The organism is Variovorax sp. P1_H12_2 (genome assembly GCF_056405335.1).
Genome location: NZ_JBFUCI010000458.1, coordinates 1 through 4,780, shown reverse-complemented (window position 1 = coordinate 4,780; position 4,780 = coordinate 1). Strand labels below are relative to the sequence as shown.

The following is a 4,780-nucleotide window of genomic DNA, read 5'->3' as shown; positions in this document are numbered from 1 at the left end:
GCCGCCACCAGGACCACCGCCAGGGCCACCGCCGCCGCCGCCAGGACCACCGCCACCGCCGGAGCCACCGCCGCCGCCGCCAGGACCACCGCCACCGCCGGAGCCACCGCCGGAGCCACCGCCGCCACCGCCAGGGCCACCACCGCCAGAGCCACCACTACCACCGGAGCCGCCGGAGCCACCGCCCCCTGGACCACCCCCTCCAGATCCGCCGCCAGCGCCGCCCCCTGCGCCGCCGCCGGCTCCTCCGCCGCCCGCGCCACCTCCTGCGCCGCCACCGGCTCCTCCGCCGCCCGCGCCACCTCCTGCGCCGCCACCGGCTCCTCCGCCGCCAGCGCCACCTCCTGCGCCGCCACCGGTTCCGCTGCCAGCCCCACCTCCTGCACCACCCGCGGCAGTGCCAGCGCCGGGGCTGTTGCCGCCCGGATCCGCCGGGGCGTTTGTGATCGCGAAAGCGCCAGGCGAGTGGATCCCCTTGGTTGCGTTTTGATTCGACGATGCGCTCGAGATCGCCGCGCTGGAAGAACTCGGCGCTTGCGCCGCCGGTGCCGCAGCGCTCACGCAGATGGCTTCGCCGAACGGATTGTGCGGGTCGCAGCGAGTCGTGCTGCCTGCCGTGCGAGCCGTTCCGTTTTGGACCGAGGCGGTCGGGAGCGTCGCCGATGTCCGGCTGGCAATGTCTGGCTGTTCTGCTCGGATCGATCGCTGGACATCGGGAGCGACGGCCTTCGGTGCTGCTTCTGATTGACGGTCGATAGGGAATGCGCGCGACGCGGTGACGGTCGACGTCATGCTCCTTTCGCGCGGTCGGGCGCCGGAACGGTCCCGCCGCAGTGCTGCCACCGCTTGCCTTGGCGGCGCCTGAGAAGCTTGCGCATCCGAAGTCCGTGCCTCGTCGGCTTGCGGTGCGGCCACAGGCCGATGTGCTTCGGAGGCTTGTTCTTCGGGCGCCGCGACCTGTGTCCGGGCCGCCGCAGGCGTCGGGGCCTGCGTTTCGGACGGCTCCGCCAGCAGCGAGCGCGTTGGCTCGACATGATGCTCGACCATCGGAGCGACCGCGACCGGCGCGACCGCCGGTTGCGAATGCGTCGCGGGCGCCGGAAGCGACGCAGTCTGCGACTTGGACTGCCAATGGATCGGCGCCTCCTCACGGGAGKACTCCAGACTTCGCTCGGCAGTGCGGTTCCAGTACCAGAAAACGAACGCAGCACTCGACAGGAAGACGACCATCAACATCAGCACGACGGGAACATCGAGGCCGCCGGGCAAGGTCAACCGGCGAGCGAAATCGCGCTTCTTGGGGATTCGCGATACGACCAAGAGATCGCTCGTCCTCGTCCCTRCTGGCCATAGTGCGGGCGCCGGCATTGGCATCGCCATCGCCATCGGCACGGATTGCGCGACTCTCGCGACTCTAGGGGGCCTTCCCTCCGGCAAGGACCCTGCTGAAACGTGCGCAGCCGTGCGAATTCCGCTGAACTTGCCCGCGCATCCTCGGCAGTACTTCGCGCGGTCTCTGTTGGCGGTGTGGCAGGACTCGCAGAACTTCGTCATGGCGATGACAGGGAAGCCAGAAAGTCATGGAGCAGGGATGAGTGCGGTGATCACCACGAGTAGATTGATCACCACCGAGAAGGCCGCGAAGTCCATCACTGACGCCCGCTCCGGCATCCCCAGGGCATGCCAAGAAAACTCTTTGTCACGCAGGACACCTGTGTCTTCCTTGGCCGTATCGAAGGCTGGGAGCTTGTGCGAGCAACTCTTGCAGTAGCAGGCGGACCCGATGTCGATGGTGCTGCAGGCATCGCAGATCGCGGCAGAAGGGTTGCCGACTTGAAGCCTCGCCAGGTCGACAAGACTGCCAAGCGCGATGCCAGGCGACGTGCCCTGAGAATGGGAAACGCAAATGCCGGCGGTGCTCATGGCGACGCTCCAGGTGGAAGGGTTGCTCTTCGCGAGGCACCCGTCAACTGAATGGCCATTGCGCTCTCCAGGAAATGGTAAGAAGATGTAGGTAAAAAGTTCCCATCGGTTACCGTTGTGCGCTCGCCAAAGCGCCGGATTTGTAAGACAGAGGCTGATGTCTTTGTCCAGTTGGTAACGAGTCGTTCACTGCTGTCGCCCGAGGTCAGGATCGAACTGCATGGCCACCAGACACACGGGTTCGAAGAGCGCCAAGCATGGCCGGGACCCGCGTTCGTCCCGGCAGCCGATGGCCCAATCGAGAGAGGGCCAGCTCGCGTGGGTGCTCGATGCATGCGCCCGCGTCCTGCGTCCGCTGGTGAGGCTCGCTCTGGCCTTCGGCGTCAAGCACGCGCACCTGGAAAAACTGCTGCGCGATGTGCTGCTTGATGAGGCACGGCGTGCATGGATGGAGAAGGGCACTGACCCCAACATCAGCCAGTTGTCGGTGACGACCGGCTTGAACCGCAAGGCCGTGACCAGCAGAGTGCGCGAACCAACGGTTGCCTTGCCGCAAACCGAGATGTCGGCCGAGGCGAGAACCTTGACGTTGTGGCTGCAGATGTTCGCCGACGACCCAGCCCACCGCTCGCTGCCGATCGTGTCCGATGATCAGTCGACGCCCTCCTTCGAGGCTGTCGCGCATCGCGCCAGTCGGGGCAACGTGCATCACCGCGCCATTCTTGATGAACTGGTGCGCCTGAATATGGCGATCGAGCGCGATGGCGTGACGGAACTTGCCGTGACGGGCTTCGTGYCGGCGAACGATCTGAAGGGAATGTTCTCGTTCCTGGGCGACAACGCGCGAGACCACTTGCTGGCGGGCGTGTCGAACACCGTCGGCGGCAGACCGCCCTTGCTCGAGCGGTCGGTGTTCGCGGCCGGCATATCGATCGAGGATTGCGAGCGCATTCACCAGCTCGCACGCGAACGCTGGAACGGGCTTCACCATGAAATGTCACGCGAGATGAGGCGTGCCTACGAGATGGCGAACAAGGGAGACGCGGGGCGCGTCCGGGTCGGCATCTACACGTACTATGAGGATGCCAAGGAGGAGGCCGCGAAGCTGCCCGGCCCCTTGAAGCCCCTGGGGAGAAAAGAGTGATGAACATCCTGCTGCGCAACGGGTTCCTGTCGCTGATGTCGGCCCTCCTGCTCTCCTGCGGTGGAGGCGGAGGCGGAGGTGGCGGCGCGGCGCTCGTGGGTGCATCGGCGCCGGGGGCCATCGGTTCGGGGCTCGCCCCCGCAGGTGCGCCCGGCCCGGTCGGCGACAACGGCCCGAGCGGGGCAGGCAACGGCATTGGCGGCATTGCGTCCGACGACGGGAGTTCCACCACCGCATCGAGTGGGGATGAGGGCTCCGGGGTAGGGTCCGGTGGCACCGGCGTCAGCACTGCCGATGCGACCGGCGTCGGCTCGGTCGATGGCGCGGGCAGCATCTTCGTCAACGGCCTGCGCTACGACACGAGTTCGGCCGTCGGAAACGTCGAGGATGCTCCCGCCGGGCTGCAACTGGGCATGAGCGTGCGGGTCATCGGGCCAATGAACGCGGACTTCACCCAAGGCATCGCCCGTCGGGTCGAATCCGCTGCCGACATTCGCGGTGAGGTGACATCGGTCGATCCGGCGCAAGGCAGCTTCGTCATCCTGGGCACAACGGTGACGACCGACGAAGCCACCGTCTGGGCGGACGCCTCCGGCCTCGCCGCGATCCCGGCGGGGCGCACCTTGCAGGTCTGGGGCCTGCCGGCCGCGCCTGGAGTGCTGCGTGCGACGCGCGTGGAGCAGCGCGAGCGGTCCGCGCCGATTCTCACGGGCACGGTGCAGAACCTCGACGCGACGCGGCGGACTTTCTCGCTCGGCGGCCTCGCGATCGACTACAGCGCAGCGGTTCTGGGCGGGAGCCCGGACGGGCGACCGCTCGCAAACGGAACCATCGTGCGCGTTCGCGCGGACGCCGCGGCGCCGGGCGGTCTGGTCGCGACGCTCGTGCAATGGTGGTATCCGTTGCCGACGGCCAATGCCACCACGGCCCAGTTCGCGGGCATCGTCACGGACTTCGCAGGTCCGGGAGCGCTGCGTGTGCTCGGCTTCCCGGTCGATGCGAGTGCCGCGCAGATCACCGGCGGTCCGGTGGGCGCGATCGGGAACGGCGTGAAGGTCGATGTCGGCGGCGTCGTGTCCGGTGGCGTGCTGCGAGCGGCCAAGCTCAGGATCCGGCATGTTCCGGGCACTGGCGGCCCCGCGTCCTTCGATCTGATCGGCAATGTCGGCGCATTCAAATCGCCTTCAGACTTCCGCGTGAAGGGACAACCCGTGGATGCCGGCAACCCTGACGTCGTGTTCTTCAACGGCACGGCGGGGAAGCTGGGCAATGGCGTGAAGGTGAACATCCATGGCACGCGGGTCGTCAACGGCGTGCTGATGGCCAGTACGGTCACTTTCGAGTGATCCTGCAACCTCCGGTCACGTGTCATAGGGAATGTGATCTTCGCCCGCGAGGAGAGGACGTTTTTCATAGTCCTCAAGCCAAGCCTTGAGGCGACGATCCAGACCTTCTTCGGCGGCCGCCTGATTGGGAAAATGGCCGGCCAGCGCGATGCGGCACATGAACGCCGTGCCTCTGTAGACGTCGATGTGGTAACTGCGCATGCCGTCAAGACCGCCGTCGCTCTCGACCTGCATGTGCCATTCGGCTGAGGGGAACGGGGGAGGGTCGTCCGCGCCATTGATGTGGCCATCGTTCGTCATCTTGGTCCCCTGACGCGTCGGTGACTTTGTGTTCGCTGGACAGACGCGCGCTATCCCCGGTAAGGAC

At 66.8% G+C, this 4,780-nt stretch carries 4 protein-coding genes and 1 pseudogene; 2 read left to right on the top strand and 3 right to left on the bottom strand.

The annotated features are described in order from the left end of the window. Both AC1D2K_RS29965 and AC1D2K_RS29960 read right to left on the bottom strand, forming a co-directional pair. Positions 1–389, bottom strand: a pseudogene (locus AC1D2K_RS29965) (hypothetical protein); the annotation flags it as partial. A 1,189-nt stretch (positions 390–1,578) separates the two neighbouring features. After that, positions 1,579–1,923 (bottom strand): hypothetical protein, encoded by a 345-nt coding sequence (locus tag AC1D2K_RS29960; RefSeq protein WP_478093481.1) that lies wholly within the window; start codon positions 1,921–1,923, stop codon positions 1,579–1,581. 220 nt (positions 1,924–2,143) lie between these two features. Here AC1D2K_RS29960 and AC1D2K_RS29955 point away from each other — a divergent pair, with 220 nt between their 5' ends. Both AC1D2K_RS29955 and AC1D2K_RS29950 read left to right on the top strand, forming a co-directional pair. Continuing rightward, positions 2,144–3,067, top strand: a complete 924-nt coding sequence (locus AC1D2K_RS29955) for a DUF6502 family protein (protein WP_478093479.1) — start codon at positions 2,144–2,146, stop codon at positions 3,065–3,067. Continuing rightward, positions 3,067–4,413 (top strand): DUF5666 domain-containing protein, encoded by a 1,347-nt coding sequence (locus AC1D2K_RS29950; protein ID WP_478093477.1) that lies wholly within the window; start codon positions 3,067–3,069, stop codon positions 4,411–4,413. The genes AC1D2K_RS29955 and AC1D2K_RS29950 overlap by 1 nt, the downstream gene beginning before the upstream one ends. A 15-nt stretch (positions 4,414–4,428) precedes the next feature. Here the strand turns inward: AC1D2K_RS29950 and AC1D2K_RS29945 are convergent, their stop codons facing one another. Continuing rightward, complete coding sequence (locus tag AC1D2K_RS29945; protein ID WP_478093476.1) at positions 4,429–4,713, bottom strand: hypothetical protein; 285 nt, start codon at positions 4,711–4,713, stop codon at positions 4,429–4,431. Positions 4,714–4,780: the final 67 nt, after the last annotated feature.